We start from the raw sequence: 26886 nt of genomic DNA, 5'->3' as shown, positions 1-26886 counted from the left end.
CTGAATTACACTCGCGCCGCAGCAGGCTGCAGAAGCTGCGTCAACGCCGCCCCCGGCGAAGGCTGCCGCATCAGTGACTCGCCTACAAGAAACGCATGGTATCCGGCAGCCCGCAGCCGCTGGATATCATCAGCCGTGTGGATGCCGCTTTCGGCAACATGCACAGCGCTGGAGGGCAGCTGCGCAGCCAGGTCCAGCGAAGTCTCCAGGCTGACGTTGAATGTTTTGAGGTCGCGATTGTTCACGCCATAAGCGTCGCAGCCAAGATCATGCGCGCGCTGGAGTTCTTCAGCCGTATGCACTTCGCACAATACGTCGAGATCGTAGCGGTGCGCAGCATCATTTAATGTCCGCAGCTCCGCGTCCGTAAGCGCAGCCACGATCAGCAGAATCGCATCGGCCTTATGCGCGCGCGCTTCCACAATCTGGTACTCGTCCACCATAAAGTCCTTGCGCAGGCAGGGAATCGTAACCGTAGCCGAAGCAATTTCAAGGTTCTCAAGGCTGCCCTGGAAGAACGGCTCATCTGTAAGCACTGACAGCACCGAAGCTCCAGCCTGCGCCAGTTCCGCAGCCAGCGCCTGCACGTCAAACTCCGGACGGATAAGCCCCTTCGATGGCGAGGCTTTCTTCAACTCGGCAATAATGGCCGGAGCCTCCTGCGCGCGTCTGCTCAGAGCCCGGGCGAAGCCTCTTGGAACATGCTCCGCCGCGCGCTTTTCAAGCTCAGTAAAGGGGACACGCTGCTTGCGTTCAGCAACGGTTTCGCGGGTTTTAGCCAGAATGCGTTCGAGGTGCACTACATTATCCATGTCTCAAACTGAGATATTTCCAGTATAACTTTCGCCCTCTGCCCGTATCATGACGCTATGAAAAGATGTTTTACTGCTCTCCTGCTGTCTGCATCTCTGCTGGCGGCAATCCCTGCCGTTGCTGCGCCGATTGCGATTACTGCCGATCTCTCTGAAGCTCCGCGAAAGCTCTGGCATGCCGATATCACGATCCCCATTCAGGCTGGCCCGGTCACGCTGACCGCCGCCAAGTGGATTCCCGGCACGCACCGCCCCGAAGGTCCTGTCGATAATCTGACCGGGCTTGTCATCAAGGCCAATGGACAGACGCTGACATGGCGGCGCGATGATGTTGACCTCTATACATTTCACGTGACCGTGCCCACCGGCGTCACCAGCCTGCAGGTGCATGTGGATGCCATCGTCACCGCGCGCCTCTCTGACAAGCTGGCCATGCTCGAGTGGGAGAAGCTGCTTCTCTATCCCGCAGGAACGCCAGTAGCCGATATCCAGATTCAGCCATCCATCACCGTGCCCGCCGGCTGGGGCGTCGGCACCGCGCTTACACCCACAGGTACCGAAGGCAGCACCACGCACTTCGCGCCTGTAAGCGTGGAGATGCTTGAAGACTCGCCCGTCATCACCGGCAAATACTTCAAGGAAATCCCGCTCGCTCCCGACGTCACCCCGAAGCACTTCCTCGATGTGGCCGGCGACGCGCCCGAAGACATCGATCTGCGCCCGCAGTTTCTCACCGCGCTCAACAATCTCGTGCATGAAGCCGGCGCCATGTACAGCTCGCACCACTACAACAGCTATCACTTCCTGCTCACGCTCTCCGATTTCGCCGGCGGCGAAGGCCTCGAGCATCACCAGTCTTCAGATAACGGAGTCGACGAGCAAGGTTTCGCTGATGACCAACACGCGCTGCTCGAAGCCGATCTGCTGCCACACGAGTTCACGCATTCATGGAACGGCAAATACCGCCGCCCTGCTGGACTGGCCACGCCCGACTACACCACGCCGATGAAGGGCGAGTTGCTCTGGGTTTACGAGGGCATGACTCAGTATCTCGGCAATGTGCTGGCCGCGCGCTCCGGCTTCCGCACGCCCGAGCAGTATCGCGAGGCGCTGGCCTACTCCGCCGCTAACCTTGACAACCGCCCCGGCCGCACCTGGCGCAATACAGAGGACACTGCCGTCGCTGCATCCATCCTGCGCGGAGGCAATCCCGCATGGTCAAACTGGCGCCGAGGCCAGGACTATTACCAGGAAGGCGAGCTGCTCTGGCTCGATGTGGACACGACCATCCGCCAGCTTACGCACGGCAAAAAGTCGCTGCATGATTTTCTGGTGCTCTTCGTAGGCAAAGGCGGCGACACAGGCCCGATGGTCATTCCTTATACCTTCGACGAACTTGCCAGCACGCTCAACCAGGTCGTCGCGTATGACTGGGCCGGCTTCCTGCGCGAGCGCGTCACCACGCTCAATCCCCATGCCAACCTTGCTGGAATTGAGCACGGCGGCTACAAGCTGGTCTATACCGATACGCCAACCATCTATGAGCGTGCCATCGCCGGGCGCACAGGAGCATACGATGGATGGTTTTCCGCCGGATTGCGCATTCGCCGCGATGGAACCATCACCGATGTGCGCGTTTCTTCGGCAGCGGATAATGCCAAGCTCGCTCCGGGCGAAAAAGTCATCGCCATTAACGGCCGCATCTTCTCGACCGATGTGCTGCGCGACGCCATCAAGCAGGCGAAGGGCAACTCTGAGCCTATCCACCTGATCGTCCAGTCCGACACCTATATCTACAACATCGATCTCGGTTATCACGACGGCGAAAAATATCCGTCCTTCCAGCGCATCGAAGGTAGTCCGGCGCTGCTGGACGACATCGTCAAGCCCATGACCCAGGTTCAACCAATCCCTGGAAGCAAAAAACAGGGTTAGCAGTAACTGCCGAGTCAATGGGGTGGTTCTTGGGTAGAAGCACCGGCCTTTAGGCCGGTGAATAAAAGCAGAAAAAGCTGGGGCTTTAGCCCCGGCTTTTTACGCGGCTGGACTCACCATCATCCGGCCATCTTTCCGTTACGATGAAAGAGGAATGGCTAGAAGTTCGCAGAGTCAGTTCGAATCCTGGGGCCGTTATCCGAAATTGCCCGCAAACCTCGTCCCCCTGAGCTGGACGGTTGATTTCCCCATCACGCATCCTCCTGCTGGAAAAATGCTCCCCGTTGGCGCGGGCCGCAGCTATGGCGACGTCTGCCTGCTTAAGGAAGGCACGCTGCTCAAGACGCGGGGCATGGACCGCTTCCAGAGCTTCGATCCGCAGACAGGAATCCTGCGTTGCGAAGCAGGTGTGATGCTGGCCGAGATCCTCGACTTCGCCGTGCCGCGCGGTTTCTTTCTGTCCGTCACTCCGGGCACGAAATACGTAACCGTTGGCGGAGCAATCGCCAACGACATTCACGGCAAGAACCATCACGTCGCCGGAACATTCGGTAACCACGTGCTGCAGTTCGAGCTTGTCCGTTCCGACGGAGCGCGCTTCATCTGCAGCCCCTCGCAGAATCCCGACTGGTTTCAGGCGACCGTCGGAGGCATGGGCCTCACAGGCCTCATCACCTGGGCGGAAATCAAGCTGCGCCCCATTGTCTCGCGCAGGATCCAGTACAAGGGAACGAAGTTCCTCGGCATCGATGAGTTCGTCGCTCTCTCAAAAGCCAGCGCAAATGTGGAATACACCGTCGCCTGGATCGACTGCGTCGCCACCGGCAAAAACTTCGCCCGCGGCATCTTCATGCAGGGCGATCATTCCCAGAACGCAGACCCGCTCTATCCGAGCAAGCAGCCGAAGCTGTCGCTTCCGGTAGACCTTCCGGAATTCCTGCTGAACCGCTACTCCATCGGCCTCTTCAACACGCTCTACTACAACAAGCAGCGCGGCAAGGAGAAGACCGGCCTCGTCGATTACGAGCCGTTCTTCTATCCGCTCGACAGCCTTCTGCACTGGAACCGCATGTACGGCAAAAACGGCCTGTTGCAATTCCAGTGCGTGTTGCCCTGGGAAGCAGATCAGCAGATGGGCATAACAAAAATCCTCAAGGCAATCACCGCCTCAGGCCTCGCCTCTTTTCTCGCAGTCATCAAGGTCTTCGGCGATGTGCCATCACCCGGAATGATGTCCTTCCCCGCGCCGGGAATCACGCTGGCGCTCGATTTCCCCGTTCGCGCCGTGAGTTTTGACCTGCTCGATAGCCTGGCGCGCATTACGAAGGAGTATGGCGGGCGCATGTACTCTGCTAAGGATGCGCGCATGACTGCCGATCAGTTCCAGGCGTTTTATCCGCAGTGGCAGCACTTCGCGCGCTATATCGATCCTGCATTCGATTCGGCTTTCTGGCAGAGGGTGACCGGACGTGGCTGACGCACAGAACCGGCTTCCATCCCGCATCCTCGTGCTTGGCGCAACTTCTGCCATTGCCGGCGGTGTACTGCGTCCGCTTGCCCGGCGTGGTGCCAGTTTCTATCTGGTGGCGCGCAATCGGGAAAAGCTTGCTGCTGTCGCCGGCGACCTCAAAACGCGCGGCGCATCCGCTGTATTCACCTGCGCAATGGACCTCGACGATACCGCCGCACACGCGCAGATGCTCGATGAGGCAAAGCAGAAGCTTGAAACCATCGAGCTCGCGCTGATCGCGCACGGCATCCTCGGCGACCAGGAAAAAGCGCAGACCTATTACGCGGTGGCGGAAGCCATCTTGCAGACAAATTTCCTCTCCGCCGTGTCTCTCATCACCTGGCTCGCGAATTACTTCGAATCGACCAAGCAGGGAACACTGGCCGTCATCTCCTCCGTCGCCGGCGATCGCGGTCGCAAGAGCAACTACGTCTACGGAGCCTCAAAAGGCGCGCTGAACATCTTTCTCGACGGCGTCCGCAACCGCATCGACCGCGCTGGCGTCCAGGTGCTCACCATCAAGCCGGGATTCGTGGCCACTCCCATGACGGAGCATCTCCCTCAGGGCGCGCTCTTCGCCGATCCCGCAGTCGTGGGCCAGGGCATTCTCAGGGCCGTCGAAAAACGCAAGGACGTTGCCTATGTGCCGCCCATCTGGGCTGTCATCATGTTCATCATCCGCGCCATCCCGAACTTCATCTTCAAGAAGCTGAATCTCTAGAGTGGTCAGACCTTTGAAGGGAATTTTATGAATCGAATGCCGGCCATGGGGCATCGTTAAACACGTAAATTCGATTTTTTTGGAAATTCGGCTTTTTCTGCGCCAGGACCGTCTACCGTAAAATGGAACTGCTTGCAATTGACCTGATCGCCCAGTCATAAGATCAATTCTCCTGGGAAAGTGCCGGATGACGGCAGGGAGAAGTGTTCCTGGGGGATTCTCGCAGGGAATGGAGTACGTTTACTGAACAACAGTCACACGTTTTTTCGATAAACGCGCACGATATATGTACGCCGAAATCGAGAAAATGGAGGGGCTACCTTTCGGTCACGCCAGCCGTGAGCCGCGGAGAGATTGACGAGCTATGTGGATTGTTCGCCTCGCACTGCGACGGCCCTATACCTTTGCTGTTTTTGCTCTGCTTTTGCTGATTCTCGGGCCGGTCTCGATCCTGAGCACACCTACGGATATTTTCCCGAATATCGACATTCCTGTGGTCGCCATGGTCTGGCAATTTGCAGGGCTGTCTCCGGAGCAGATGGGGACGCGCATCGTATTCCAAAGCGAGCGCACGCTGACAACCACTGTCAACGACATTGAGCACACCGAATCGCAATCGCTCAACGGCATTGGCATTATCAAGATTTTCTTCCAGCCCAAGGTCAATATCTCCATGGCGGTAGCGCAGGTCGCGGCCATCGCGCAGACGCAGCTGCGCCAGCTGCCGCCGGGCACAAACCCTCCCCTTGTGATTGCATATAACGCCTCCAGCGTGCCCATCATTCAGCTCGGTCTTTCCGGCGAAGGCCTGTCGGAACAGCAGCTGAATGATTTTGGAACGAACTTCATCCGTACGCAGCTGGTCACGATCAATGGCGTTGGTATCCCGTTTCCTTACGGAGGAAAACAGCGTCAGGTGCAGGTAGACCTCAACATGCAGGCCCTGCAGTCAAAAGGACTGTCGCCTGCGGACGTCACCAACGCTGTCTCAACTCAAAACCTGATCACGCCCTCGGGAACCACCAAAATCTCGCAGTTCGAATACCAGGTGGAAACAAACAGCGCGCCTGATGCGGTCGAGGAGCTGAACAATCTTCCCATTCGCGCGGTCAACGGCTCGGTCGTCTACATCCGTGATGTGGCCCACGTCCGCGATGGGTTTCCTCCGCAGACGAATATCGTGCGCGTCGATGGCCAGCGCGCTTCATTGCTCAGTGTTATCAAGACGGGTGATGCTTCCACGCTTGATATCGTCTCCGGCATTCGCGCAAAACTCCCGGTTATCAAGTCGCAGCTCCCGCCGGTGTTAAAGATCACTCCGCTGGCCGATCAGTCGATCTTTGTCCGGGCCTCGATCAATGGCGTAGTACGCGAAGCCCTGATCGCCGCCTGCCTGACGGCCATCATGATCCTGGTCTTTCTCGGCAGCTGGCGCAGCACGCTGATCATCGCTGTTTCGATCCCGCTTTCGATTCTCACCTCGCTGATCGTGTTGAGCGCCATGGGCGAAACCATCAACATCATGACGCTTGGTGGTCTGGCCCTGGCCGTCGGCATCCTTGTTGACGACGCCACGGTTGAAATTGAAAACATCAACCGCAATATCGAACAGGGCAAGGCCATCGAGCAGGCCATCCTCGACGGTGCCGCGCAGATCGCGGTTCCGGCCTTCGTCGCCACCATCTCCATCTGCATCGTCTTCGTGCCTATGTTCTTCCTGGGCGGCGTGGCGAAGTTCCTCTTCGTTCCGCTGGCGGAAGCCGTGATCTTCGCCATGCTGGCTTCCTACCTGCTTTCTCGTACTGTGGTGCCCACCATGGCAAAGTACCTGCTGCAGGAGCATGACGACGAGGAAGTAGAGCGCAGGCAGCATAGCCGCAATCCGCTGGTGCGTTTTCAGCTGGCCTTTGAGCACGGATTCGAGAAGTTGCGGGGCGCTTACTTTGGTCTGCTGCATATGTGCATTGCACACTCGGGTATCTTCCTCACCATCTTCTTTGTCTTCTGTCTCGGATCGGCCATTTTCCTCTATCCGTTTCTTGGCCAGGACTTCTTCCCTTCGGTGGATGCCGGACAATTCAAGCTGCACGTGCGCGCTCATACCGGTACGCGTATTGAGGAAACGGCGCGCCTTTGCGATCTGGTTGAGGGCGCCATTCGCGAGGTGATTCCGAAAAACGAGCTCACCTCCATCAGTGACAACATCGGTCTGCCTTATAGCGGCATCAATCTGACCTACAGTAATTCAGGCATGATCGGCCCCGCGGATGCCGACATCCAGGTCTCTCTCGCGGAAGACCACCACCCGACCGAAGCCTACGTGCAGCGATTGCGCGGGGTGCTGGGACACCGTTTTCCTGGCGTTGTCTTCTATGAGCTGCCCACCGATATGGTGACGCAGATTCTGAATTTTGGCCTGCCTGCGCCAATCGATATCCAGGTTGTCGGCCCGGACAGATATGGCAATCGTGCCTTCGCGGAAAAGCTGCTGAACCGGGTGAAATATGTTCCCGGAGCTGCGGACATGCGCATTCAGCAGCCTTTTGATAATCCGCGCCTCTTTATCAATGTGGATCGCACCAAGGCGCAGCAGATCGGCATGCAGCAGAACGATGTCGCGCAAAGCTTGTTAGTTGCTACCAGCGGAAGCTTCCAGACCTCGCCCAGTTTCTGGTTGAACCCTAAAACAGGCGTCAGTTACAACATCGCCGTCCAGTCGCCGCAATACAACCTGGATAGCATGCAGGACCTGCAGAATATTCCCCTCACAGCGGGTCCGCCCAGCACGACTCCCTCAATCGCCGCCAGTAATGGAGCAGGCAGTGCGCCTGTGCCTGTGAATGCGCCGATGGGGGGCCAGCCCATCCAGATCCTGGGCAATCTTGCTTCCGTCACACCCGGATCAGAGATGGGTACCGACACGCACTACAACATTGCGCCAGTCATCGACATCTATGGCAACGTCGTGAACAGCGACCTGGCCAGCGTAAATGCGCAGATCGACAAAATCATTGCCGAAATGAAGGGTCAGCTCCCGCGCGGTTCGCAGATTGTCGTGCGCGGCCAGATACAGACCATGCGGACTTCGTTCATCGGCCTGTTGCTCGGGCTCGTCTTCTCGATCCTGCTGGTCTATCTGCTCATCGTCGTCAACTTTCAGTCCTGGCTGGATCCATTTATCGTCATCTCTGCGCTGCCCGCTGCCTTGTGCGGCATCATATGGTTCCTGTTCATTACGCATACGCGCATCAGCGTTCCTGCTCTGACCGGGGCCATCATGTGCATGGGCGTGGCCACATCGAACTCGATCCTTGTCATCAGCTTTGCGCGTGAAAGACTGGAGGAAAATGTCGGCGATGCTCCCGCAGCCGCGCTGGCTGCGGGCTTCACGCGCTTCCGTCCGGTCATCATGACTGCGCTGGCCATGATCATCGGCATGGTGCCCATGGCGCTCGGTCTGGGCGACGGCGGCGAACAGAATGCTCCACTGGGCCGCGCCGTGATTGGCGGATTGCTGCTGGCCACCGTCTCTACACTTTTCTTCGTCCCGACTTTTTTCAGTGTCCTGCATGGCAGGATTGAACGGAAGCGCCGTGAGCGTGAGCGCAAAGAACACGCGAGATACACCCAGCCAGACTTTGGGGAGACACATTCGTCATGAGTCATGCACCTGAAAATCCGCAAGCGTCGCCGATGTCGCGTGGCGCAGCGATTACTTTCCTGATTGTGGTTCTTGTTGTGGCGGCCATCCTTGCTGTGACTGGCATCATTCCGCGGCTGCGCGCCCGCACCCAGCTGCAGGATCAGACCAACCAGCTCGCCGCGCCTGACGTAGAGGTGGCTGCGCCTCAGAAAGGCAAGCCGTCAGAAGAAGTCATACTGCCGGGCAATATCTTTGCTTACGTCGACTCGCCCGTTTTTGCGCGTACCAACGGCTATCTCAAGAAGTGGTACTTTGACATCGGAGCGCACGTAAAGAGAGGTCAGCTTCTGGCTGAAATCGAAAGCCCGGAAGTCGACCAGCAGCTCTCCCAGGCCCGCGCTGATCTTCTGACCGCCGAGGCCAACGCCAAATATGCGCTGACTACATCGGCCCGCTATCAGGACCTTGTGAAGTCGAATGCTGTTTCGCAACAGGACACGGAAAACTTTACTACGCAGGCCCAGGCCACGAACACGCAGGTCAAATCAGCCCAGGCCAACGTGCAGCGGCTCGAGCAGCTGGTCTCTTTCGAAAAGGTGTATGCGCCTTTTGACGGCGTGGTGACGGCGCGCGGCATCGATACCGGCCAGCTCATCGACGCCGGCGCCACAAAAGAACTGTTTCATCTGTCTGACGAGCATGTGCTGCGTGTTTATGTGAATGTGCCGCAGATTTATTCGCTCTCCTGTACCCCGGGAGTGCTGGCCGATCTCACCTTTGCTGAATACCCTGGCCGCACCTTCCAGGGCAAGGTCGTCCGCACATCGAAAGCCATTGATCCCACGTCGCGCACCCTGCTCGTTGAAGTCGATGTCGACAACCGCAAAGGCGAGCTTGTTCCCGGAGCCTACGCGCAGGTGCACTTTAAGTTACAGAGCGCGCAGCCTTCGTTGATCGTCCCGGTTCCCGCACTCATCTTCCGTTCGGAAGGTCTGCGCATTGCCACAGTTGTCGACGGCAAGGCCAAGCTTGTTCCCATCACTATTGGCCGTGACGACGGCCGCGTAGTGGAGATATCCGATGGCCTGCAGCCCGATGATCAGGTGATTCAGAACCCTCCGGATTCGATCATCGACGGCGAGGTCGTGCATGTGCTGCAACCAAACCAGCAGAAGCCGCCGGCGCAACAAAGCAGAGGTAATTAAAGGATGACCGCTCTCCGTACAAAAATTACCGCTGCGACCGCTGCCTGCGCTTTCGTTGCCGGGTGCACCGTCGGCCCCAACTATAAGCGTCCGGATGCGGCCACCCCGCCTCCGCCTGCGTTCAAGGAAGCACAGCCGCCGCCTCCGGGTATTCCGAATGGCGGATGGAAGCAGGTGCAGCCCAACGATCAGTCTCTGCGCGGCAAATGGTGGGAGATTTACAACGATCCGCAGCTGAATGCGCTTGAAGAAAAGGTCTCCGTTTCGAACCAGACGCTCAAGGCAGCGACGGAGCAATATTTTTCCGCGCGCGCAGCTGTCCAGGTCTTCCGCGCAAATTACTACCCCACGCTCAGCGCCGGCCCGGCCATCTCGCGCGATCATCTGTCAAAGAATCGCCCCACCGCAACTTCCGGCTCCGCCAATCAGTACAATGATTTCTCTATAGCCGGGCAGGCCAGCTGGGAGCCGGACTTCTGGGGACAGGTGCGTCGCAGCGTTGAATCCGCGCGCGCCACGGCGCAGGCCAGTGCCGCCGACCTCGCAAACGTCGAGCTCAGCATCCGCTCCGAGCTGGCCCTCGACTACTTCGAATTGCGCGGCCTTGATACGCAGAAGCAGCTGCTCGATAACACCGTGGTTTCTTTCGAGGACTTCCTGAAGCTTACGCAGGTTCGCTTCAAGGGCGGTGTCGCCACTGACACCGATGTGGCTCTTGCCCAGACGCAGCTCGAGAGTACCCGTGCGCAGGATATCGACGTGGGCGTAGCGCGCGCGCAGTTCGAGCACGCCATTGCGACCCTCATTGGCCAGCCCGCCTCGACCTTCAGCGTTGACCTGTCTCCGTTGACTCTGCAGCTGCCGCAGGTTCCGCTGGCATTGCCGTCAGAGCTTCTCGAGAGACGCCCTGACATTGCCGGTGCTGAACGCCGCGCCGATGCCGCTAACGCACAAATCGGTATCGCCATCTCTGCGTACTATCCAAACATCACGCTCTCCGGCAGCGGCGGCTTTGAAAGCCGCAATCCCGGCACATGGATCCAGGGACCAAGCGCCCTCTGGTCTCTCGGAGCATCGGCAACAGAACTGCTCTTCGATGCCGGCCGCCGTCATGCCGTCACGGAAGAAGCGCGTGACAACTATGAAGTCACTGTCGCTAACTACCGGCAGAGTGTGTTGAATGCCTTCCAGGAAGTCGAAGACAACCTCGCCGCCCTGCGCATTCTCAGCCAGGAATCGGTAACCCAGGACGCCGCAGTTACAGCCGCGCAGCGTTCGCTCGATCTCAGCACCACGCGCTACAAGCAGGGTCTGGTCGATTACCTGGAAGTGCTCACGGCGCAGACCGCGCTGCTTACCAATCAGCGCACACGCGCCGACATCACCACGCGGCAGTTCGCCGCCAGCGCACAGCTCGTCAAAGCGCTCGGCGGAGGATGGGATACATCCCAGCTGCCCACACCGTAAGAGTAGCGACGTCTCTATATAACAGAATTGTCATCCTGAGCAGAGCGAAGGAACCATACAGAGCATCGAACGCCACAGTGTCCGGCAGTTTTCAGCCACGAATATACCCGCCGGGGTGCCCCATCCTATCGCGTTTTTTGCGAAACGGGGTCCCCATGGCGCGCGTTGTTCGCGTCATGGGGTGGGAGACCACAGCTATCTAAGCGCTCTTCTTCTTCGGAACCCTCGCTCCGGACTTTCGCGCCTCAGAAAGCCCAATCGCGATCGCCTGTTTTCTGCTGGAGACCTTCTTCCCGCTGCGTCCGCTTCTCAGCTTGCCTCCCTTCATCGCGTGCATCTCGCGCTCCACAGATCTTGAGGCACTGGGACTATATTTGCGACTGCTCGATTTCTTTTTGGTGGCAGGCATCGTATTCACCTCTAAATAAGTGGGAAGCACAGCAGACCTGAACGGGTTGCGCCATTTACTCCGCTTCAGCTTCGGTTTCTGTCCAGTCAGCGGATTCGGTCCAGGGAAAAGCACGCAGTTCGTCCGTCAGCGCATCAAACACAGCAGCATCCCGCGTGCTTGACTCGATTACTGCCTGCACGATGGAAGTCGCAGTGTCTTCGACAGCTTCAGCACGCAGTTCACGCAGCACGAGCGAACGTTCCGCGATGGCGCGCGTCAACTGATATTCAGCGTCTGTCTGGTGTTGCGTCTCGCAAATCACTCTCAGGCGATAGAGCGTATGCGTGTTCAGCACAGCAAGCGAGCGCCGATCGATATACCGCGAAAGCGGACGCAGTACCGAATTCACCCCGATCAAAAGTGCTGCAACGAAGACTGCATCGAGCAATTCTCCTGCGCCCGCGCAAGCCCCCACCGCAGCCGAGCACCAGAGTGTTGCCGCGGTATTCAATCCGCGAACGCTGCCGCCGTCTTTCATGATTGCGCCCGCGCCAAGAAAGCCCACGCCCGAGACAACATACGCAATCACCTGTGTTGTATTCGGCGCGACCGTCAGACCAAGATCGACAAAAGCCGCGGCTCCCAGGCAAACGAGAGTATTGGTGCGCAGTCCCGCGGCACGCTGCCGCCATTGCCGCTCCGCGCCCACGCATATCCCCAGAACCAGCGCTACCAGAAGACGCGGGAAGGTCGCCTGGTGCAGCAGCGGCACCGCATCCGTCCACCAATGGAGCCAGGGATTGTCTAGAAGCATGTAGCCACTCGCTGGTTCAAATGTAGTTTTGAAGGGGCACGACTTTAGTCGTGCCGTTAAAGGCCGTAAATCAGCGCGGCTTTAGCCGCCGAGGGATTGCTTTCAACTTTTCAGCCCCTGAGGTACAGCTTTCTTCAAATACCTGTTGCCTCTCTTTGAGTCACTGTACGCAACCTCTGGGAAGGCGTATAGTCAGAAATTGGGTTCGGGCCGCATCCCCACCGGAGCGGCACTGGAGACAAACAATGAGCGTAACAAACTTCTGTAGCGCGGACGCGCAAAACGCCTCGGCCACTCGCGCCAAGGTTACCTTCCAGACACTTCAGGAAAAGAAGCAACACAGCCAGCCCATCAGCGCGCTCACCGCGTACGACTATGCCACCGCGCGCCTCGTAGACGAAGCCGGAGTCGATCTGATTCTCGTCGGCGATTCGCTGGCGCAGGTCGTGCTCGGCTATGACACCACGCTCCCCGTCACCGTCGATGAAATGCTGCATCACACGCGAGCCGTACGTCGTGCCGTGAAGCATGCCATCGTCGCCGCCGACCTGCCCTATGGCTCCTATCACATCAATGTCGAAGAGGGCGTAACCAACGCCGCGCGATTCATGAAGGAAGCAGGCGCCGAAGCCGTGAAGATCGAAGGCGGAGCGAACCGCGTCGAACTGGTCGAGCGCCTCGTAGACGCGGAGATTCCCGTCCTCGGCCATCTCGGCCTCACGCCGCAATCCGTGCACCGCATGGGCGGATACAAGGTGCAGGGCAAGTCCGCCGCTGCCGCCGATGTGCTGCTCAAAGATGCGCTTGCTCTCGAAGCTGCCGGAGCATCCCTGATCGTGCTCGAAGGCATGCCGCGCGAAGTGGCGCAATTCATCACCCAGCGGCTGAACATCCCGACCATCGGCATCGGTGCCGGCCCTGACTGCGACGGTCAGATCCTCGTCTTTCACGACCTCGTGAACCTAAGCTTCTCGAAGCCCGCAAAGTTCGTCCGCCAGTATGGAGACGCCGCCGCCCTCTTCCGCTCTGCGATCGAAGGCTATGTGCACGACGTAGAACAGCGCGACTTTCCCGGCGAGAACGAAAGCTATCATCTGTCAAAAGAGATGCGGTCTGCGTTTGAAGCCTCGTCTCCACTGCGACGCAAAGCATAGCCATGCTGGTCTTCCAATCCATCCAGGAGACGCAGTCTGCCTGTGCGCAGTTACGCGGTGAGGGCCGCGTGCTTGGCCTTGTCCCCACCATGGGCGCGCTGCATGAGGGCCATCTCTCGCTGGTGCGTGCCGCAAAGGCTGAATGCGATGTCGTCGCCGTTTCCATCTTCGTGAACCCGACGCAGTTCGGCCCCAGCGAAGACTTCTCCAGATATCCGCGCACCTTTGAGCAGGACAGAGCGCTGCTCGAACGCGAAGGCGTTCACATGATCTTTGCGCCAACCGTGGAACAGATGTATCCCGCAGGCGCGAGCACATTCGTGCTGGTCGAGGGCCCGAGCGAGCAGCTCGATGGAGCCTCGCGTCCCGGACATTTTCGCGGTGTAACAACCGTGGTCAGCAAGCTCTTCCACATCCTCACCCCGCACAAGGCCTACTTCGGACAGAAGGATGCGGCCCAGGTCGCCGTACTGCGCAAAATGGTGCGCGATCTGAACTGCCCCGTGCAGCTTGTTGTCTGCCCCATCGTGCGCGAGCCCGACGGCCTCGCGATGAGCTCCCGCAACCGTTATCTATCTCCTGAAGAACGCAGGCAGGCACTGGTGCTCTCGCGCGTACTGAATCACGTCAAAGAGCTGGCCATGAAAAGCGAGACCACCTCAGAGAAACTAATCGAAGCGGCACGCAGTGTCTTTGCAGAAGAACCGAAAGTCAGGATTGACTACATAGCCATAGTCGACCCTGACACGCTTGAAGATGTGTCGGATATTCGCAGCGGAGCGCTGGTAGCTGTGGCCGCATTTGTCGGGACAACACGGCTTATCGATAACACCCTGATTCGACTCTAGTCTGTCATCCTGACCCTGAGTGCAACGAAGGGGAAGGATCCATACACAAGCATCGAGCGCCATAGCCTCCGGCAGCTTTCAACCACCTCCGCCCACCAATCATGCCGCCATCTCCAACGCCGTCACCCTGACCCGACTCTGAGTGAAACTAAGAGGAAGTGAAGGACCTGCTTTTTTGCATCGGCAGCCGCCACAAGGTGCCCCATTAAGTGGGGTGTGGAGGCGCAAACCGCTCGCAAGCTACTGCGGTTTCGGAGGAGCAGCAGCCCCGCCGCCAGGGCCATGCTCTTCCGGCTTGGGCTTAAACACATCCGGCATCGAATTGCCGCGATGACATGTCCCGCAAGTCACCGTCTTCATCTCCGGAGTAGCATCCGGATCCTTGATCGTCGACATGTATTTCGCGTTGATTTCCTGCGTCATCGCGATCATGGTGCGCGCTATATCCTTGTCCGGCTTGGTGTCGGCGGCAAAATTTGCCTGGTGCGTCTGCTCATTCACCTCATGGCAGAAGTTGCAGTGGACGCCCAGCGCCTGCGAATAGCCGTGCATCAGCTTCATCAGGTCTTCCGGAGAAGTGTCCTTGGGCAGCACCTTCAGGTTCGTGGGCTTGGGCAAAGGACGATGCTGCTGGGGAGCCATCTGGGCTGCGAGAGGAAGGCTCGCGCATGCAATCAGGAAAAGGGGAAAGCGTCTCATCCGATCTCCGATCGAAACTGATCTAATCTAAGTTGCTGCTGATCCTGCACAGTATACGGACAAACCTGTAAAAGAGTTACAAACTTCGCGAAACAAATGGATTGCCTTCGATCACATAGCGAGCCGGACGCTCTGCCGCATGGCGGATGCCGATGCGCGCCGTGACCTCAATTTTCGCCATCGTGCAACCATCATCTTCAATGCGCAAACACGAAGAAGCGCTGGTTACATCGAGGCCATTATGCGCGGCACGGGTAATGTCGAGCGCCTGGCACAACCGCCCCGGCCCCGAAGTCAGCAGCCGCGGTTTCGGATCAGGCGGCAGCCTGCGCAGTTTCGCCATTGTTGCCAGCCCCGCAACCGGTTCAAGCGCGCGGATCAGAACGCATCCAGCTTGCCCATCCGGTTCGCAGGAAACATTCAGACAGTAGTACATCCCATAGATGAAGTAGACGTAAGCAAATCCCGGCGGACCAAAGAGCACGGCGTTGCGCGCCGTGCGCCCGGCAAACGCATGTGCGGCAGGGTCTTCCAGGCCGAAGTAGGCCTCCGTTTCCACAATGCGTCCCGCAAGCCGCTCGCCGTCATAGTCACGCACGATGAGCTTACCGAGCAGGCCGCGCGCCACTACCTCGGGCGAGCCTTCATAAAACGTCCGCGGCACAAGCTTCATCTGTGTGCAATCCATCAATGCCATCAAAAAACAAACTTGCCATTCTGAATCTGAGCGAGACAAAAAATAAGTTGTCATCCTGAGCGGAGCGCGAAGCGCGCAGTCGAAGGACCTGCTTTTCGCCCCGGTCGATACAAATATCGGGTGCCCCATCCCTTCGCGTATTTTGCGAAAGGGTGGGAAAGCACGAACCCGGAAATCACTACTTCAACTCTTTCAAAGTCTCCAGAACCTCTTCGGCATGCCCCTCCGGCTTGACCTTGGGAAAAACCTTCAGAAGCGTCAGATCCGGTCCAATGAGAAACGTAGTCCGCTCAATTCCCATCACTTTCTTGCCGTACATGTTCTTTTCCTTGAGCACGCCAAACTGTTTGCAGACTTTTTCGTCTACATCTGCAAGGAGCGGATACTGAAGGTCGTACTTTGCCTTGAATTTGGCCTGTGCTTTCACCGTATCGCGCGAGATGCCAACCACCACCGCGCCCGCCTTCTGGAGCTTCTTGAAGGTGTCACGAAAGCCGCAGGCCTCAATCGTGCAGCCCGGAGTATCGGCCCTTGGATAAAAGAACAACACGATGGGTTTTTCGGGCGGCGTACCGGCGTAATCTGAAAGGTGAACGGTTTTTCCTTCGTCGTCCTGGAGCGTGAAATCGGCAACTTTCTCGTTGACTTCCATGAATCAGTCCTTCTGCCAGAATAGATGTTGCAAGCAAGTTGATTGTATGTCACTGCTTCGTCTGCCACTCCGCGCAAGAATCATTTGGCTTCTTCTCACAGTCCTCATTTGCACACAGGCCCATGGCCAATATGTCGGCCACATTTCCAAAGATGCCGACAGCACGCCCACTCTACGCGCTACCGCCGTTTATGAATGGACCGGCGATCTCGCGAAACCTGCCGCCGGACGCATCGTCCCCATCGCCGTGTGGGACGGGCAGCAATACCAGCCTGGCGGTCTTTATCTGGCGCAGCCAGCGCCGCTCACCGTGCTCACCGGAACGGTTTACCAGCTCGAACAGGCAGGCACACTCAAGGGAACATTCCAGGTCAACACCGCGGAAAATCTTCAAGGCTCATGGATCGGTCTTGGCGCAATCAAGCTGCAGACTGTATCCCTCAAGCCAAAACCGCCCATGTCCAGGTACCCGCCCGTAGTGGTCAAGGATAAGGATGCGGACTCAGACCGCCCTACGCTGCATCGCAAGGACTCGGCTTCCGGCAGCAGCTCCGGCAGCGGATCGGGTGGCAGTTCTGGTAATACTCAAACTCAAAGCACGTCATCCAACGCCGACCCGGACAGGCCCACACTGCATCGCAAAGACTCCGGATCGCCGAGTGACTCAGGCAGTGGATCGAGCAATGGTTCCGGCAGCAGCTCAGGTAATTCCCAGCCAGGCTCTGGCAGTGGCTCATCGACGACAAGCAGTGATAACGATCGCCCAACCCTGCATCGCCGCGATACCGGCGACAGTTCCGGATCAAGTTCCGGAAACTCCGGAAGCACAAGCAGCGCGCCCAGCGTCGATCCCGACCGCCCTACGCTGCATAAGCACACAGACAAGCCAAATACGAGCACCGACAGCTCCGCCCCGGTAACCGCCACGGCAGACACCGATCCCAATCGCCCGAAACTGCGCTATGGCAAGCCGGAAGTGCTCGAAGGAGCAGTGGAGCCGTCGAAGCTTGAAGGAATCCCCAAAGACATGAATCAGATGACAGCCGTCTCCGATGTGAAAGACCGCGAGGCGCATTCCTACGTCTACAGCTGGTCCGATCCCGCAGACGCCGCGAAAATGAAAGCTACGATGGAAGATATGGCAAGGCAGGCCCTCGCCGGCGGATCCAGCACAACAGCCACAGCTCAGAAATCTGTAACTGCATCAGGCACAAAATCCACCATCCGCAGAAAAACCGTCCCGGCGCCGCCACCCAACTTGCCTGCCCTTGAGGATGAGACCTTCAACGCTTACGAGCTCTCTTACAACGGAAGCGCGACACTTGTCTTCACCGCAAAGCAGACAGGCGCAGACAGCACCGTCAAATACGTTACGCTGATTGCCCAGCCCGATTTCGACGGAAATCCCAAGGTGATCTTCAAGCAGGTGACAAGCGATGACCGGCTCGACATTACACCGCGTATGAGGCTGGTAGACGCCGTCGACACGGACGCAGACAACCGCGCAGAACTGATTTTCGAGCTGCGCGGCAAAACCAGCCGCCAGTTCGCCATCTATCGCGTAGTAAACCGGCACGCCGAAGAGGCCTTCACCACACAGGCGCCCTAAGCGCTGGCGCAAATTAGATGGTGTCGAATGAATCAGTGGGTGCGGTTTTCAGGTAGAAGCACCGGCCTTTAGGCCGGTGAACAAAGTACGGAACGCACACCGGGGCTTTAGCCCCGGGCATGACACGATTTATCAGGCGCGATAAATTATCATCCCGGCCGGAGTGTGAAGCATAAAGCGAAGGGACCTGCAGTCAACCTCCGCGGACCTCCGCGCAAACTCCGCGTCCGGAGCCTGTCCTGAGCGTAGCCGGGGTCCCCGGCACGCGCGGTGTTCGTGTGCTGGGGTGGGTAGCCGAAGGGCGGTGAATCCTTTACTCGCTCTTAGCCGGACCAGTAGGCTTGCTATCAGACGATGAAGCAGCGGGCTTGTCCGCGGATTTCTCTGCAGCCTTGCCTCCATTACTGTCACTCGAAGCAGAAGCCGCGGGCTTGCTTCCACCTTTGCTGGCATAGTCAGTCACATACCATCCCGAGCCTTTGAATTGCACAGCCGGAGCGGAAAGCAGCCTCTCCACTTCGCCTTTGCAAACCGGACATTCTTTCTCTTCCGGATCGCTGAAGCTCTTGATCTTCTCAAACACATGCCCGCAGACTTTGCAGCGGTATTCGTATAACGGCAACGTTCTTACTCCTTCACGCAATTCATCTAAAGGTTGTCATCCTGAGCGGATGAAAAAAGTTTGTCATTCTGAGCGAAGCGAAGAACCTGCTTTTTCTCCACATCAGCACAAACCCTGGGTGCCCCATCCTATCGCGTTTTTTGCGAGACCGGGGTGGAGATAGGGTGGGGAGACCACAAACTCAAACCCGCTAATGCGCCGAAGGCGCGTGTGCCTGGACAGCCTGCCCTGAGCCTGTCGAAGGGGCCAGTCCCTTCGTCTCCGCAATTGCCTGATCAATCAGTTCGTACAAACGCGTGCGATCTAGTACCTCCACAAACGGGGTGCCGCTGGTTTTATTCGTCACAATCCAGATCGTCGGCGTGTGCTGAATGCCGATGCTCTGCCCGAGGTCATAATCCGCCTTCACCAATGCGGTCAGCTTGCCCTGTGGATCGACGACAAACGGAAAAGCCAGCCCATGGTCCTGGGCAAACTTCTGCGCAAAAGCGCGAAGACCGTCCTGCGTCGTAATACTCGCCTGGTTGGCAAAGACCTCATCGCGGAAATCATCGCCCAGCTTCTTTGACTTCGTATCGAACCAGCGCGCCGCTACCGCCGCATCGAAGCTCCAGGTGTGTTGAGGCAATGGAAAATCATGCTTTACCCACGGAATGCGGTACTTCTCAGCGGCCTCTTTGAGCAACGGATTGGCGCGCGCGCAATCAGGACACTCAAGGTCTTCAAATTCATAAATCGCAACCTTGGCCCCGGCCGGCGGACGGAGCGCCTTGGCATTGTGCACCGTCGTTGTCGGGCTCGAAAACTGCGCCAGCACGGGCACAGCCATAGAGAACATCACCACAACCAGGACGGCAGAGATTTTTAAAGCAGATCGCTTAGAGGCGTACATGTGGATTAAACTCGGTATCTACTATTTTATCGAATACCTTGGAAATTACCGGGATTTTCCATGGCCGCCATTGCCCGCAAAGAACTCTATGCATTTCTCCACGCACGCAGGCTGGCTGTTGTTTCCAGCATTGGGCCAGATGGCAGCCCGCAATCGGCGCTGGTAGGCTTCGCTGTTTCTCCTGACCTCGAAATCGTCTTCGACACGGTAAAGTCCTCACGCAAATATCCCAACCTGAAGCGCGATCCGCGTATTTCCATTGTCTTTGGATGGGAAAACGAAACGACAGTCCAATATGAAGGCTTGGCCCAGGAACCTGAAGGCGAGGAACTGGCTCGCGCGAAGTCCATCTATTTTGCTGCATGGCCCGATGGCCGTGAACGCGAGCGCTGGCCTGGCATTGCATATTTTCTGGTCAAGCCAAAATGGGTGCGTTACAGCGATTTCATGTCGCAGCAAATCGAAGAACTCAGTTTCTAGGATATTCTGCCTGCCAGGTGCCCCATCCTTTGTGTAGCAAAGGGGAGCCCACAGAATTCAGACCCACTAGTGCGCCTGAGAGCCTGCCCTGAGCATGGCCGAAGGGGCCAGTCCACGATATTCTGTCCTGCATGGATTGCCTCTTCTGCAAAATCATCGCCGGAACAATCCCGTCCCAAAAAGTCTACGAAGACGACCATGTCTACGCCTTCCGCGACATCGACCCCAAAGCCCCCACTCACATCCTGATCGTGCCGAAGAAGCACATCGCCTCCCTGGCCGAAACCAGCCCCAACGACACCTTGCTCCTCGGGCGCCTCCATGAAACCGCCGCCAGCCTCGCGCGCGAAGCCAGCCTCACCGGAGGCTACCGCACCGTCATCAATACCGGACTCGAAGGCGGCCAGACTGTCTTCCATCTCCACGTCCACCTGCTCGGAGGCCGCCAGATGCACTGGCCCCCCGGCTAGGACTGGCCCCTTCGACTGCGCTCAGGGCAGGCTCTCAGGCATACGCGCGCTTTGCGCACCTTCTAGAGTGTTGGATTTGCTCAGCGTCCAGTCTTAGCGCAGGCTCATAACAGCATTGCCGGGGATGAGCTTCTACGGTGAACCATTAGCGACCAACGGGAGCGGGAAGGAAAGCCGTTAAACCTGCCTAGGCAAGAAAGGCGCACAAAGTGCGCGTATCGCTGGACGCGCAGTCCTCCGTTCACACCCACGCATCCCCGTCTAAACACCAATTTTCCCCATTCGGTTAAAGTCGTTTCCTCTTCTGTGGCTCCATGACTATGCTGGACGCTGGTAAAGTCCTCTGGAGACAGCACTTCCCCCGGAGGCCGGTAAGCATTTAAGCTTAGCTTTCCTGCCTGAAGAGAAAAACGGCAGGCAAGCCCCCAGGAGACAAGGAAAAAATGTCCAAAGCCGTTAAATACGCAGAGCGCGCGGTCACCCTCGCCGCCAATGGCGTCTGGTCTGTCTTTGAGAAGCTGAACAGCATCAGCCCGAACGAGTCGTTCACCCCCAAATGGTCAGATAAGCCTCTGCTCAAGTCCTGGCAGAAGGAAAAGCCGCCCCTTGGCTGGCCTCGCACCACAGACTCGCTCTGCCCCAAGTGCATCCCTGAGATCCGCCAGCAGATCGTCGACGGCAAGCTGCCCCACGAGATCCTTCTGAATGAGAAGGTTGGCGAAATCAAGGCGCAGATCATCGAGCGCGACGGCAAGATCCTCATGGTCAAGGACTGCCCCAAGCACGGCCACTTCGAGGACGTCATGTCCATCGATCCGGCCTTCTTCAAGCACCTCGAAGAGTCCTTCCCGGGCCGCGACATCCGCGCCCACAATGACGAAAAGCTCCACAACCACGGCACTTCGACGGTCACCCATGGCCGCGGCTCGGTCCTCACTATCGACCTGACCAACCGCTGCAATATGATGTGCGACCCCTGCTTCATGGACGCCAACCAGGTTGGCTTCGTCCACGAGCTCACCTGGGACGACATCAAGACCATGCTCGACAACGCCATCACCATCAAGCCGAAGCGCCAGATGTCGGTGCAGTTCTCAGGCGGCGAGCCCACGCTTTCGCCCTACTTCCTCGACGCGGTTGCCTACTCCCGCAAAGTCGGATATGAATCCGTCCAGGCCGCGACCAACGGCATCGAGTTCGCAAAATCCAAGGAGCTCTGCAGGGCTGCAGCCGAAGCCGGACTCCGCTACGCCTACCTCCAGTTCGATGGCATCGGCAACGCCGCCAATTCGCACCGCAAGGTCGGCAACCTCTTTGATGTAAAGCTCCAGGCCATCCACAATCTGCACGAGGCCGGCGTCGACATCGTCCCGGTCACCACCATCGTCAACGGCATCAATAACGAACAGGTCGGCCACATCATCCAGTTCGCCCTCGATAACCCCAAGAGGATCAACTTCCTCAGCTTCCAGCCGGTTTCGTTCACCGGTCGCGACGAGGAAGTCAGCGACGAGCGCCGCGCCGCCCAGCGCTACACCCTCTCGCACCTGGCGCACGACGTCAAGAGCCAGACGGGCATCGGCGAGCCGACCCGCGACTGGTTCCCCATCAGCTTTATCTCGACATTCTCTGACTTCGCCGACCTCGTCCACGGACCCGAGCGCGACTGGGGACAGATCTCCTGCGGATGCCACCCGAACTGCGGCATCGGCATGGCCATCATGATCGACAAGGAAACCAAGGAAGCCGTGCCCGTCACCGCCTTCCTCAATGCTGACCGCCTGGCCCGCGACGTGGCCAAGGTCAATGACGCCGCCCGCGGCAAGTTCCTTTCGCTCCTCGGCATCACCCTCGCGCTGCTGCGCAACTACGATCCTACCAAGGCGCCGACGCACATGCGCATCGCCGACCTGCTCAAGAAGTTCGACAAGTTCTCCGGCTCGACCAAGCGCAACTACGGCTCAGTGAAGGCTGACCGCACCATGGCCGACATCGAGATGCGCCGCGCCGACCGCTGGAACTTCCTCTTCATCGCCGGCATGTGGTTTCAGGATCTCTTCAATTACGACTTCCGCCGCACCGAGCAGTGCATCATCCCTTACGCTACGCAGGAAGGCGAGATCAGCTTCTGCGCCTACAACACGGGCGTGGGCTGGCGCAACATCATCGAGAAGATGCACATGACCGCCACGCTTACCAAGTGGTACGACGAGCATGGCCGTCACGAAATCTTTGCCGGCGGCAAGAAAGTCGGTATGGCCGACGCGCAGCATACGCTGGTCCTCAACGACGAGCACGTGAACGCCGCGGCCAACGACACTCTCGACAAGCTCGGAGTAGCGAAGAACTCGCGCGAAGAAAAAATCCGCGCCCGCGACGCCAAGCTCAAGCAGGACGCCGAAAACGCCCGCATGGCTGCCCTCTACCGCCAGCACATCCTCGGCGAAAAGCCGGTCGAAGGCCTGGTCTCGGTGAACTCCATCGCTCCGGCAAAACCATCCACCACCCCCACCGAAGAACCCGTCATGGGCGATTAGCCATCGAGGCACACGCGCCTTCGGCGCAAAAGAAAAAAGCCCGGCCTAGCGCCGGGCTTTTCATTTCTCTTTTTCTGTCTCTGTGTGCACTTCCTCAAGAGTTGTCATCCTGAGCGAAGCAACGCGGAGTCGAAGGACCCGCACGAATGAAATTCGTGCGCTCTTTGCCTTGCGCAGCAAGGCCCGCTTTTGCATTGAAAAGACTATTCAAGAGGAGGATTGTCTTTTCCCGTCACCCGTCCCTCGATTAAATCAGTTCGAATTTGTTTCCCCCAAGCCTCGTTCATTACGGACAAAGCTACCCAATCTTTGCAATCTGCCTTGAAGCCTTCGTCAGGCACTACGCAATTCGCAAAAAACCATAGAGCCTCTGAGAGAGGTTCATTGGAATGCCAAGTCGTCATCACAGTCCGTTCTTCTGGTTCATCAGGAATACGCTCTAGGTCGAATTGGTCATGTACCCTTTCGCAATCTGGTCCCCATACACACAAGTAGGCGATCCCTCTGTCCAACAGAGATTTTGCGGTTTTTTCGTATGGCTTGATTATCGATGGAGGTCGCATCCATCGCCACAAACAAGGTGTAATTTGCCGAAACCGGCTCCAGTACAAACGGAAGTTCTTCAAAGTGAGGCACAATCCCAACGCAATATCGTCGTGCAGGGTTGTGCTTGTCCGGTTGCATTTCAAGCAAGAGATTTCTCCAAAAGATCGAATGAAGATTATTACTGCTTGATATTTACCTTAAAAGAGGTCAGACGAGTGACCCATTCAAGCCTTAAGCTACTCGGCACGTAGTTTGAAAACTAACCCCACCTCAAGCCCAAAAAAAACCATGGCAAAAAAAGAGGCGCAAAGCGCCTCCAGGTAGAAGCCGGGGACTTTAGTCCCCGAAATAAGCCGTCGCCGAAGGAGACAAACCTCACTGCCGTAGGCCGGAGCGGAGACAAAGTCGAAGCGACCCCTCTTTCACCCGCAAGAATCGCGGCCCCCAAAAACCTGATCACCAGCCACGAAAACTTCTTGCGCTGAATGACCCGCCTGCGGCATATTTCTCCAATCCCCCGATTAAAAACATGCTGCGTCTCGTCGCTTTGCTGTTCATCCCGCTGCTCGCCGCCCCCGTGTCTCTTGCAGAAACGCTGAGGCAGGTGCTGCTCGCCCAGAAAGTCCCTCTTTCGTCATTTCAGGAATCTGAACTCCAGCAAAATGTGGCGATTCTCGTCGCCGGCGAAAAACAGACGGTATTCCTGGCATACCAGTCTCGTAACGGTGACATGCTCGTTGGCCCTACGCATCTCGTCAGCTACGACCGTGCCAGCAACACCATCCTGCGTCGGGATTTAGACAAGACCGATATCTGCTCAGGATCGACGGATGAAGTTTTCTTTATCGGCGAGTTCATTCTTCTGTCTACCAGTATTTCTCCATCAGGTGAATGTCTTCTGGCATTCGATCAAACGCTCAACCTGCGCCAAAAATTTTATGGATTCGAACCAGTGATCGTCGCTCCCGGACAAATCATTATCACCGAGAACATGGTTCATTTCTCTCCCGTTCATCCTGAACGTCTGCAACTGGCCGATCTGCGCACCGGCGCGACAACCGAGCTTTACCCACCCAAGGACGACGCTCTGCGTGCACAACTGGCCCGCGAGCACGCCAAGCACTTGCCGTCGAAGGAAATCTGTATGCGCATGAACGATCCCTGTGACCCTGAAACCTTCGACGAGGCCATTTTTACTATCGGAACAGATGGCAAGGGGCGATTTGCGCTTGTTGCCGATCAGTCTGCCAACCAAGCCATGGAAGAGGGAAAGGAACCTGAGACAGTTGTGTCACAGAGGATCCTCTATATCTACAGTCATACCAGCGAGGGGTGGCGCTACTGTCAGAAAAAGGTCGATGGACCCGAAACCAAACTGCAGAAGAGTGCCATGAATGCTGACTTCGATGCTGTCTGCTCCCCGAACTTGCCGGTTGTCCCGGACATGTCGACCGCAGTCTACAACCCATTCATGAAACATTGAGAAACCGGGGGAGCAAAGTCCCCCGGTTCACTAGACGGTCAAATCCTCAACAGCCGCATCGACAACATGCGTCTTCACCGAGGCGATCCCATTATCGCGCGCTGCTTCGCTCGAGTACGTCTCGCTGGTACCGATGATCTCGTGGTTCGCAGCCTTCAGGTTGAACATGTGCTGGCCGTTATGGGCGACCTTCTTCTCATAAAGAGCGTCATTCGCCGCGTTCTTCTTGACCGACGCGATGCCGTTTTCCGCCGATGCCTTGGCCTTATACAACTCGCTCTTCAGGATGATCTCGCCATTGCTGGCTTTCAGGTGGAAATAGAACTGACCGTCTTTCGCGTGCTTGATTTCGAACTTGCCTGCCATCGGTACCTTCCTTAAAGGGGAGATTTGCGGCCGTCTGCATGCCGTGCTGCATTCTACTCCGGTTTGAAGCAGCTTGGCTCAGCACTATCCGCCGGGAAGAGCAAAGTAGCTCAGGCAATTTTCTTTGTCAAGCCCAGGAATCACCTAACCCATTGATACAGAAATATTTACACCGCAGAGAAAAACCTGGGTGCCCCATCCTGACGAAGTTAGGGTGGGAGGTTCGCAGAATGATGACTGGGGACTAATCCATAAAACGCAGGCTTAATCCATTGAAAACAAATAATCTCCGTACAAAATAAGAGGAGAGAGGTAAAACCGTGTCAGTACGGAATGGATTCCCAGGTGACAAAGTCAAAGAAACTTGCAGTTAGCTCTCGGCACACTGATTCCTGATCCGTCATAAAGTATTGTTTCCTCACTGGTGTTGTTCATTTACTCTCGACAACGTATGTTGTGGTCCCTCTGGACACATCTTCGGCGCGCGGCATGGAATGCCTTCAACCACGGAGCCTTCACCCTCGCCAAGGCCGCGGCATACTCGGCCATCCTGAGCCTCTTTCCGGCAATCCTCGTCGGAACCACGGTTCTCGCGCTCGGCCCGGAGAGCGATACGCTCAATGACATCCGCGCCGCGTTCTATGACATCCTTCCGCCCGACACGATGGATGTAGTGCAGAGCTACTTCCAGATCAATCACGCTCGCTCGGTGCGCCTGGTCTGGTCGGCAACTGCCGTGGCGGTGCTTGCGTCGGCAGGTTTCATGCTCTCCATCATGGAAGGCTTCCGCCGAGCCTACAAACTGCCCGAGGGTACATGGAACTTCTGGCGGGAGCGCGCCGTTGCCTTCGGACTGATCCCCATTACGCTTGTGCCGATGCTTTTTGCGACGATGCTCATTGTCTTCGGTCATCAGATCGAGCGCTGGATGATCGAGAATGCCGACCACAATCTGCGCGCCTACGTGCTCTTTCTATGGAGAATGGTGCGCTGGTTCATCGCCATGCTCACCAGCGTTGCTGTGCTCGCCATCATCTACCACTTCGGTACGCCAAAAATGCAGGACTGGCGGCGCGTGGTGCCCGGGGCCTTGCTGGCAACGGTCACCTGGTTCCTGACCACGCTGCTTTATGGCCTCTATGTCACCCGCTTTGCCGACTACTCGGTTGTCTACGGATCGCTCTCGGCCGCAGTCGCTACTCTCGTGTGGCTCTACATGGTTTCCATGAGTATCCTCGTCGGCGCAGAGTTCAATGCACAGATGTTTCCCATCCCTATGCCGGTTGCCGAAACGGATACCGCTTTGACACAAAGCAATGCGCAAACCGTATAG

At 57.5% G+C, this 26886-nt stretch carries 24 protein-coding genes; 14 read left to right on the top strand and 10 right to left on the bottom strand.

What is annotated here, in order from left to right:
* Positions 1-5 precede the first annotated feature (5 nt).
* A complete protein-coding gene (trpC, locus tag AC5S16_RS07375; protein WP_493929396.1) occupies positions 6-812 on the bottom strand; it encodes an indole-3-glycerol phosphate synthase TrpC in 807 nt (268 codons plus the stop codon).
* 57 nt (positions 813-869) lie between these two features.
* On the opposite strand from trpC, the gene AC5S16_RS07370 reads away from it, so the two are divergent.
* The 6 genes from AC5S16_RS07370 (at position 870) to AC5S16_RS07345 (ending at position 11293) form a co-directional block, all read left to right on the top strand.
* Entirely contained in the window at positions 870-2747 is a 1878-nt protein-coding gene (locus AC5S16_RS07370) for a M61 family metallopeptidase (protein WP_493929395.1), read from the top strand.
* Positions 2748-2901: 154 nt separating this feature from the next.
* Complete coding sequence (locus AC5S16_RS07365) at positions 2902-4224, top strand: FAD-binding oxidoreductase (protein ID WP_493929394.1); 1323 nt, start codon at positions 2902-2904, stop codon at positions 4222-4224.
* Complete coding sequence (locus AC5S16_RS07360; protein WP_493929393.1) at positions 4217-4978, top strand: SDR family oxidoreductase; 762 nt, start codon at positions 4217-4219, stop codon at positions 4976-4978. Before AC5S16_RS07365 ends, AC5S16_RS07360 begins: the two co-directional genes overlap by 8 nt.
* A gap of 364 nt (positions 4979-5342) precedes the next feature.
* On the top strand, positions 5343-8639 hold the full coding sequence (locus tag AC5S16_RS07355; protein WP_493929392.1) for an efflux RND transporter permease subunit: 3297 nt from the start codon (positions 5343-5345) through the stop codon (positions 8637-8639).
* A complete protein-coding gene (locus tag AC5S16_RS07350) occupies positions 8636-9826 on the top strand; it encodes an efflux RND transporter periplasmic adaptor subunit (RefSeq protein ID WP_493929391.1) in 1191 nt (396 codons plus the stop codon). The genes AC5S16_RS07355 and AC5S16_RS07350 overlap by 4 nt, the downstream gene beginning before the upstream one ends.
* Positions 9827-9829: 3 nt before the next feature.
* A complete protein-coding gene (locus AC5S16_RS07345) occupies positions 9830-11293 on the top strand; it encodes an efflux transporter outer membrane subunit (RefSeq protein ID WP_493929390.1) in 1464 nt (487 codons plus the stop codon).
* A 199-nt stretch (positions 11294-11492) separates the two neighbouring features.
* Here the strand turns inward: AC5S16_RS07345 and AC5S16_RS07340 are convergent, their stop codons facing one another.
* Complete coding sequence (locus tag AC5S16_RS07340) at positions 11493-11702, bottom strand: DUF6496 domain-containing protein (protein ID WP_493929389.1); 210 nt, start codon at positions 11700-11702, stop codon at positions 11493-11495.
* 55 nt (positions 11703-11757) lie between these two features.
* Positions 11758-12498 (bottom strand): MgtC/SapB family protein, encoded by a 741-nt coding sequence (locus AC5S16_RS07335; protein WP_493929388.1) that lies wholly within the window; start codon positions 12496-12498, stop codon positions 11758-11760.
* A gap of 245 nt (positions 12499-12743) precedes the next feature.
* Here AC5S16_RS07335 and panB point away from each other — a divergent pair, with 245 nt between their 5' ends.
* Together panB and panC are read left to right on the top strand one after the other, a co-directional pair.
* Positions 12744-13652 carry a 3-methyl-2-oxobutanoate hydroxymethyltransferase gene (gene panB / locus AC5S16_RS07330; RefSeq protein WP_493929387.1) on the top strand — a complete coding sequence of 303 codons (909 nt, stop codon included), beginning with the start codon at positions 12744-12746 and terminating at the stop codon, positions 13650-13652.
* A 2-nt stretch (positions 13653-13654) separates the two neighbouring features.
* Positions 13655-14500, top strand: coding sequence for a pantoate--beta-alanine ligase (panC, locus tag AC5S16_RS07325; RefSeq protein ID WP_493929386.1), 846 nt, complete (start codon positions 13655-13657; stop codon positions 14498-14500).
* Positions 14501-14740: 240 nt separating this feature from the next.
* Here panC and AC5S16_RS07320 read toward each other — a convergent pair whose 3' ends face one another.
* The 3 genes from AC5S16_RS07320 to bcp form a co-directional block, all read right to left on the bottom strand.
* Positions 14741-15199: a c-type cytochrome gene (locus AC5S16_RS07320; protein ID WP_493929385.1), complete on the bottom strand. Its 459-nt coding sequence runs from the start codon at positions 15197-15199 to the stop codon at positions 14741-14743.
* A 76-nt stretch (positions 15200-15275) separates the two neighbouring features.
* Positions 15276-15887 (bottom strand): DNA-3-methyladenine glycosylase, encoded by a 612-nt coding sequence (locus tag AC5S16_RS07315; RefSeq protein ID WP_493929384.1) that lies wholly within the window; start codon positions 15885-15887, stop codon positions 15276-15278.
* Positions 15888-16074: 187 nt separating this feature from the next.
* A complete protein-coding gene (gene bcp, locus AC5S16_RS07310) occupies positions 16075-16548 on the bottom strand; it encodes a thioredoxin-dependent thiol peroxidase (protein WP_493929383.1) in 474 nt (157 codons plus the stop codon).
* Positions 16549-16594: 46 nt separating this feature from the next.
* Here bcp and AC5S16_RS07305 point away from each other — a divergent pair, with 46 nt between their 5' ends.
* A complete protein-coding gene (locus AC5S16_RS07305; RefSeq protein ID WP_493929382.1) occupies positions 16595-18157 on the top strand; it encodes a hypothetical protein in 1563 nt (520 codons plus the stop codon).
* Between the two features lie 313 nt (positions 18158-18470).
* Here AC5S16_RS07305 and AC5S16_RS07300 read toward each other — a convergent pair whose 3' ends face one another.
* Positions 18471-18779: an FmdB family zinc ribbon protein gene (locus AC5S16_RS07300; RefSeq protein WP_493929381.1), complete on the bottom strand. Its 309-nt coding sequence runs from the start codon at positions 18777-18779 to the stop codon at positions 18471-18473.
* Positions 18780-18969: 190 nt separating this feature from the next.
* Entirely contained in the window at positions 18970-19671 is a 702-nt protein-coding gene (locus AC5S16_RS07295; RefSeq protein WP_493929380.1) for a DsbA family protein, read from the bottom strand.
* A 60-nt stretch (positions 19672-19731) separates the two neighbouring features.
* Here AC5S16_RS07295 and AC5S16_RS07290 point away from each other — a divergent pair, with 60 nt between their 5' ends.
* The 3 genes from AC5S16_RS07290 to AC5S16_RS07280 all read left to right on the top strand — a co-directional run bounded on the left by AC5S16_RS07290 (position 19732) and on the right by AC5S16_RS07280 (position 23158).
* Positions 19732-20151 (top strand): pyridoxamine 5'-phosphate oxidase family protein, encoded by a 420-nt coding sequence (locus AC5S16_RS07290; RefSeq protein ID WP_493929379.1) that lies wholly within the window; start codon positions 19732-19734, stop codon positions 20149-20151.
* 131 nt (positions 20152-20282) lie between these two features.
* Positions 20283-20621 carry a histidine triad nucleotide-binding protein gene (locus tag AC5S16_RS07285; RefSeq protein WP_493929378.1) on the top strand — a complete coding sequence of 113 codons (339 nt, stop codon included), beginning with the start codon at positions 20283-20285 and terminating at the stop codon, positions 20619-20621.
* A 443-nt stretch (positions 20622-21064) separates the two neighbouring features.
* Complete coding sequence (locus AC5S16_RS07280) at positions 21065-23158, top strand: radical SAM protein (protein ID WP_493929377.1); 2094 nt, start codon at positions 21065-21067, stop codon at positions 23156-23158.
* A 203-nt stretch (positions 23159-23361) separates the two neighbouring features.
* Here AC5S16_RS07280 and AC5S16_RS07275 read toward each other — a convergent pair whose 3' ends face one another.
* The gene (locus tag AC5S16_RS07275; RefSeq protein ID WP_493929700.1) at positions 23362-23721 is read right to left on the bottom strand and encodes a DUF7684 family protein; all 360 of its coding nucleotides are present in this window, start codon (positions 23719-23721) and stop codon (positions 23362-23364) included.
* A gap of 512 nt (positions 23722-24233) precedes the next feature.
* Here AC5S16_RS07275 and AC5S16_RS07270 point away from each other — a divergent pair.
* Positions 24234-25187 carry a hypothetical protein gene (locus AC5S16_RS07270; RefSeq protein WP_493929376.1) on the top strand — a complete coding sequence of 318 codons (954 nt, stop codon included), beginning with the start codon at positions 24234-24236 and terminating at the stop codon, positions 25185-25187.
* Between the two features lie 30 nt (positions 25188-25217).
* Here AC5S16_RS07270 and AC5S16_RS07265 read toward each other — a convergent pair whose 3' ends face one another.
* A complete protein-coding gene (locus tag AC5S16_RS07265) occupies positions 25218-25553 on the bottom strand; it encodes a YegP family protein (protein WP_493929375.1) in 336 nt (111 codons plus the stop codon).
* A 451-nt stretch (positions 25554-26004) separates the two neighbouring features.
* On the opposite strand from AC5S16_RS07265, the gene AC5S16_RS07260 reads away from it, so the two are divergent.
* On the top strand, positions 26005-26886 hold the full coding sequence (locus tag AC5S16_RS07260; RefSeq protein WP_493929374.1) for a YihY/virulence factor BrkB family protein: 882 nt from the start codon (positions 26005-26007) through the stop codon (positions 26884-26886).

It is taken from the genome of Acidobacterium sp. FHG110202_01, assembly GCF_059115305.1.
This window is presented reverse-complemented; position numbering and strand designations above follow the sequence as displayed.